General features: G+C 72.2%; 1 protein-coding gene. It reads left to right on the top strand.

What is annotated here, in order from left to right:
* On the top strand, positions 1–1916 hold a 1916-nt coding region (locus K9U41_RS22680), incomplete at both ends, for an AMP-binding protein (RefSeq protein WP_282643100.1).

Raw genomic sequence — 1916 nt, 5'->3', positions numbered from 1 at the left:
CCCCCGAAGGCCCGTGGGCGCTGGCGGATGGCGGCCCGCTGGAGCTGCCGGCCGACGCCCCCCGCACCCTCACCGACGCGCTGCTGCGCACGGCGGAGCGGGCCGGCGACACGGGCATCCTCTTCCAAGGCGCGGGGCCGGCCCGGCGGCTGACTTATACGGCGCTGCTCGAGGAGGCGCGGCGCATCGCCGGCGGGCTCAGGGCGGCGGGGCTGATGCCCGGCGACAAGGCCATCCTGCAGGTGCCGGACCTGCGGGCGCATCTTCCCGCCTTCTGGGGCTGCGTGCTGGCCGGGGTGCAGCCGGTGACGGTGGCCGTCAGCGCCACCTTCGCGGAACGCACCGCGCTGGTGGGCAAGCTCATCAATGCGTGGGAGCTGCTGGGCCGCCCGGTGGTGCTGGCGCCGGCCGCGCTCGCCGAGCCGCTCGCCGGGCTGGCGCGCTTCACCGAAGCCGCGCCCCCTGTGCTGGCGCTGGAACAGCTCTCAGGCCACCCGCCCCTCGAAACGGTGCACGCGGCGGCGGAGGAGGACGTGCTGTTCCTCCAGCTCAGCTCCGGCAGCACGGGCACGCCGAAATGCATCCAGATCACCCATGGCGGTGTAGTGGAGCACATCCATGCGACGGTGCGCGTCAACGGCTACGGCGCGGACGACGTGGCGCTGAACTGGCTGCCCATGGACCATGTGGTGCCCATGCTCACCTGGCATCTGCGCGACCTGTATCTGGGATGCGCCCAGGTCCAGGTGGAGACCGCGGCGGTGCTGGCCGATCCCCTGCTCTGGCTCGACCTGATGGCCCGCCATAGCGTCACCCGCAGCTGGTCGCCCAATTTCGGCTTCAAGCTGGTGTCGGACGCGCTGCGGCAGGCGGGCGGGCGCACATGGGCGCTCGGCTATGTGCGGACCCTCATGAATGCGGGGGAGCAGGCGACGCTGCCCGTCATCGCCGAATTCCTCGCGCTCACGGCGCCCTTCGGCATCCGGGTGGAGGCGATGCAGCCGGCCTTCGGCATGGCTGAGGCCTGCACCTGCATGACCTATGAGACCGGCTTCGAACCCGCCCGCTCGGTGCACTGGATCCACAAGGCCTCCCTCGGCGGCCAACTGCGGCCGGTGGCGGCGGACGCGCCCGAGGCGGTGAGCTTCGTCAGGCTCGGTCCGCCGGTGCCGGGGGTGGCCATCCGCATCGTGGATGGCGCGGGCGCGCTGGTGCCGGAGGGCGTCATCGGGCGGTTCCAGATCAAGGGCCGCGTGATCACTCCCGGCTATTTCCGCAACGATGAGGCCAACCGCGAGGCCTTCGTCGGCGACGGCTGGTTCAACAGCGGCGACCTCGGCTTCATCCGCGACGGCAATTTGACCCTGACCGGCCGCGAGAAAGAGCTGATCATCGTCAACGGCGCCAATTTCTACTGCTACGAGATCGAGGACCTCGTGAACGCGGTGCCCGGCGTCCAGCCCACTTTTGCTGCGGCCTGCGCCGTGCCGGAGGCGGCCACGGGCAGCGAGGCGCTGGCCCTGTTCTTCTCTCCCCGCCCGGAGGCGGATGCGCCGGCGGTGGCCGATGCCATCCGCGCGGCGGTGACGGCCCGGCTCGGTATCGCCCCGGCGCATGTGACCGCGGTTGCCCAGCCGGATTTTCCCAAGACCACCAGCGGCAAGATCCAGCGCATGCAGTTGCGTGCCGGCCTCTTGGCGCAACTGGCGCAGGGCGCGGGCGCCCGCACGGTGCCGGCGTGGTTCCATGCGGAAACCTGGGTCCGGCGCGAACTCGATGCCGCCCCGCTCCCACCGCGGGCGGTGGTGCTTCTGGGCGGCCCGGCCGAGGTGGCCGTCGCGCTGGCGCAGGCGCTGGAACGGGAGGGGGTGCGGGTCGTGGCGGCGGCGGGAGCCGAGGCGTGCGGGACCATCGCG

It is taken from the genome of Xanthobacter autotrophicus (genome assembly GCF_029991245.1).
Lineage (GTDB): Bacteria > Pseudomonadota > Alphaproteobacteria > Rhizobiales > Xanthobacteraceae > Xanthobacter > Xanthobacter autotrophicus_C.
Note: the sequence above shows the minus strand (reverse complement) of the source record. Positions and strands in the feature narration are given on the sequence as shown.